At 57.4% G+C, this 3,268-nt stretch carries 5 protein-coding genes; 2 read left to right on the top strand and 3 right to left on the bottom strand.

Translation table 11 applies throughout. The features are described from left to right. Positions 1-189: transposase (locus tag CKO35_RS17295; RefSeq protein ID WP_200173378.1), on the bottom strand; the 189-nt coding region annotated here is incomplete at its 3' end. Between the two features lie 226 nt (positions 190-415). Then, positions 416-1,141 carry a hypothetical protein gene (locus CKO35_RS17290; protein ID WP_200177351.1) on the bottom strand — a complete coding sequence of 242 codons (726 nt, stop codon included), beginning with the start codon at positions 1,139-1,141 and terminating at the stop codon, positions 416-418. 234 nt (positions 1,142-1,375) lie between these two features. On the opposite strand from CKO35_RS17290, the gene CKO35_RS17285 reads away from it, so the two are divergent. Beyond that, complete coding sequence (locus CKO35_RS17285; protein ID WP_200177350.1) at positions 1,376-1,825, top strand: hypothetical protein; 450 nt, start codon at positions 1,376-1,378, stop codon at positions 1,823-1,825. Positions 1,826-1,954: 129 nt separating this feature from the next. Here CKO35_RS17285 and CKO35_RS17280 read toward each other — a convergent pair whose 3' ends face one another. Then, positions 1,955-2,962 carry a primase-helicase family protein gene (locus CKO35_RS17280; RefSeq protein WP_200177349.1) on the bottom strand — a complete coding sequence of 336 codons (1,008 nt, stop codon included), beginning with the start codon at positions 2,960-2,962 and terminating at the stop codon, positions 1,955-1,957. 117 nt (positions 2,963-3,079) lie between these two features. On the opposite strand from CKO35_RS17280, the gene CKO35_RS17275 reads away from it, so the two are divergent. Next, positions 3,080-3,268, top strand: a 189-nt coding sequence (locus CKO35_RS17275; RefSeq protein WP_200173378.1) for a transposase, incomplete at its 3' end; no start/stop codon positions are given.

Below are 3,268 nucleotides of genomic sequence, written 5' to 3'. Positions count from 1 at the left end.
CTGGTCCTCCTGTTGGTCATGCTGGGGAGATTGCCGCTCACGTTCCTTGCGCAACCACCGATCCAACAGGCTGCGATTGATTCCCAGAGACCGGGCAGCTTCGGCCACCCCATACCCCTGGCGCTCAACCAACGCCACTGCCTCAGCCTTGAATTCCGCCGTGTATCGACGTCGTGCCTTCTTGCTCATGAACACCTCCAATGCATAGCCTACGAGGGCTTAACGGGGTGTCCGCTACAATTGGACCACTTCAGGGCGACCGGAGGGGTTAGGGCTTTTCATACCCTTGCGCCAATATGGGTTGCCGACCTTAGGCTTGTCTTGTTTCTGCCCTGACTTGTGCGCTTTGAGCCAATCAGGGGTATCGGATGCATCCATAACCAATGCGCCTCTTCTTTGATAAATCAGCGTTTCATCAAACGCTGCTCTTGTCTCGAATGATGAAAGCCTGTTCAGCAGCGTTTGCAGCCTTGCGGATCATGTCCACCTTGCGCCAAGGCTGGCCGATCGCTTTCTCTACCTGCCCAAAGATCAGCGGTGCTCGTTCGTTCAGCAGGTCGCGGGCGGCAGTCATAACCTTCAATCGGCGGGCTGCGTCAGGGTTGCGCTGCATGTGAAATTCGCGGAGGTAATACTGCTGCTCAGCAGGCTGCATACCTGACAGATAATGTGGCGCACCAAGAACGGCGGTCATCGTTTTGGTGTCACCGTTGGCGTTTGCTTCCCTCAAGAAGTTGTGACGCTCTTCGGTGCTCATGGACTTGATGTGACGGCGTATCTCTTCGTTGATACTGCCCAGCCCTGCCTGCTGCTCCAGTGGGCCTTGCAACATTTCGTCAGTTGCCTTGATCGCCTTATCAAGGTTCTGCATCACGCTATCGACATTCTTTAAAACACGCTGTTGATGCTTCTCGGCAAACTGTGCGACCTGCAACAACTGTTGAGCCTCTGTCCATGCAGGGTTGCGGCTGGCTGCTTCGCGGGCGTTATGAATCGCATCAATCGCTTGGTATGCCTCATCCATGACTGTGGCCACAGGCGCGATATAGGGGCGGGTCGTGTCATCCAGACCTTCGATGGTTTCTACATTCTTCGGATGCAGTGCGGGCGTTACTCGGACTGAAACTTCTTCCTCAGACATGGTGTTTCTCCTGATAAATGAGCTGATGGGCTGCGTATGTGCAAAACGCTAAGAAAAAACAAATAGGTCATGCAAGTAAAACTTTTTGCAGATCAATCTGTTAGGTCTAAAAACAAAAGCAAACAATAGAACTTGTGTTCCCTGTTTTCGCAGATGCTTCCAAAAATCGGTTGCCGGTCGTCGGAGATGCGTCTTAGCGTTTGCCTCCATCAACGCAACATCAGGAGAACGACCATGCAATCGACCAAGACCTACACCAAGCGCGAGAACGCCCGCCGTGCAGCCATCGCCGCCGGTGTACCAGCGGAGCAGGTAGAGATCACGGTTCACAAGAACGGTGACGAGGTGCGCTTTGGCTGGAAGCGAACACAGCCGCCCCACAGTGGCGAGCAGGGTGCCGCCAGTACCGTTACGGCGGCTGCTACCGAAAAACGGCCCCAGCCAGCGCACAGCGGCCCCAGCCCCAAGGTTCAGCGCGAGGAGCGCAACGGGGTTAAGCGACCAGCGCCAGGCGGTGCGTGTGCCGCCGTGTGGGAGTACCTGGACGCGAACCCCACAACGGCAGTGAAGGAGCTGCGCGAGCTTGCCCCGGCCAAGGACTGGAACGTGAACAATGCCGTCTGCGAGCTATACACATGGCGCAAGTTCAACGGCATACGTGGCCGCCAGAAGGTAAGCGCTTGAGACCCATGCCCCCCTATGGCCCCCTTCGCCCCCCTCACCAAAAACGGCTCACATATATTGGAATGGGCGCTTTTCGCATAAGAAATAGGGAGGGGGGCAAAGGGGGGCGCCGGGGGCGCCCACATCAGTTCAAGTGCGCGATAGTTCTGCTTCAAGCTCCAAGGGGCTAGCCTGCTTCCACCGCTGTGTGTTCCTCAGTATCCAGACCTTCAATCCTCGCCTGCCAAACAACGTCTTGTCCTTACAGTTTGGGATAGGCTCAATACCTACCTTCGCCGCAATCGGCTTCAGCCGTGCCCAGCGCCTACTGGTGTCCGGGGACGTGTCTGGCGCATCGCCGTAGATGTACTGGAACAAGTGATCCGCCAGAATAAGATCGCGGTCACAGGACGCAACCAGTTCAGCGGCTCGCTCGTCCTCGTGTGTCATGCTCGTGGCGACGACCGCTTCCTTGGCCTCATTCATCGCTGCACGCTCGCCGGGGTTGAACGCAGATATATCGCGCTTGAGCAGGAACTCACGCACCGACGCAACAAACGCCGAATCGGCTAGCGCCCGGTAAAGCGTAGAGTAGTAATCCGCTTCCTTTGGTTCGCTCGGGTTGCGGATTACGTTCCAGCGGCGGTCGTCTGCGTGCAGGGGCAACGCTGACTCGTAGTTGGAGAACAGCAACCAGCGGCAGCAATTCACCTCACTGTGCTGGATGCCGTACTTCGCATTGATGAACCGCTCCGAGGTAGTCACCATCGACTTGAGCTTTTCGGAGTGCTGCCACCGCTCGCCCGTGCCGCCTTCGTTAATCTCATCAACGACCGCCAGCAGCTTGCGCGATAGCTGACCGTTGAAGCCGTTTTGGAAGGTGCCTTTCAGGTCGTAGTCCAGCGCGACGTGCCCAGACCAGACGCACGCCATTAGTGACGCGAGCCAGTTACGGCCCACGCCCTGCGACGTGGCGATCATCAGATAGTGCGCGTGCGGCAGCTCGCCCGGTTTCTGTTCAATGTGTGCAAGCCAATCAAGGAAGCGCTTGCGCTCCGCCTTGTCGGGCACCAGATAGCGGATATGCTCGATGAACGGCTGTACCCGTGTCTCCCAATTGGTGGGCGGGTTGTGGGGCTTCGGTTTCCACAGGTTCATGGCTGGCCGACCGTCTGGGCTGGCGCAAAACTCACCCGCACGAGGGTCGAACGTGAAGTGGTCCAATTGTAGCGGACACCCCGTTAAGCCCTCGTAGGCTATGCATTGGAGGTGTTCATGAGCAAGAAGGCACGACGTCGATACACGGCGGAATTCAAGGCTGAGGCAGTGGCGTTGGTTGAGCGCCAGGGGTATGGGGTGGCCGAAGCTGCCCGGTCTCTGGGAATCAATCGCAGCCTGTTGGATCGGTGGTTGCGCAAGGAACGTGAGCGGCAATCTCCCCAGCATGACCAACAGGAGGACCAG

The sequence above is a fragment of the Ectothiorhodospira shaposhnikovii genome (genome assembly GCF_016584105.1).
In the GTDB taxonomy this organism is placed as follows: domain Bacteria; phylum Pseudomonadota; class Gammaproteobacteria; order Ectothiorhodospirales; family Ectothiorhodospiraceae; genus Ectothiorhodospira; species Ectothiorhodospira shaposhnikovii.
The sequence above is the reverse complement of the archived record's forward strand: the minus strand, read 5'-3'. Positions and strand labels throughout refer to the sequence as shown.